The following is a 383-nucleotide window of genomic DNA, read 5'->3' on the forward strand; positions in this document are numbered from 1 at the left end:
GCTCCAGCTCGCGCTGCGCCGCCTCGACCGATGATCTGCCAAATGCCCTAGCAACCGCCATTTGCCACCTCTTTTGCGAGCAAATATGCGGGCTAATTGTAAATAACGGGTAATGTTTCCAAACCACATCATATAATCATCGGTGCGATATACGAACAAATATCAAATATCGCACAATTAACTTGCCTGACCCAAGGTCCCGGATTTATCCGTAGCAGTCAGATCGAGGCCGGTGAGCCTCGCGATGCCAGGCGAGGAGATATCCGGCATGGACAAGACAATCCGGAGCGCGGCGGATGCCGTTTCCGAAATCGGCGATGGCGCCGTCGTCATGATAGGCGGTTTCGGCGGTTCGGGCGCACCGATCGAGCTCATTCACGCGC

The 383-nt window shown here is 55.1% G+C and carries 1 protein-coding gene; it reads left to right on the forward strand.

Features of this window, described 5'->3' with window-relative positions:
* Positions 1-268: 268 nt before the first annotated feature.
* Positions 269-383, forward strand: a 115-nt coding sequence (locus AC1DIX_RS28200) for a CoA-transferase (RefSeq protein WP_477328675.1), incomplete at its 3' end; no start/stop codon positions are given.

This window comes from Massilia sp. 05N420, assembly GCF_056397205.1.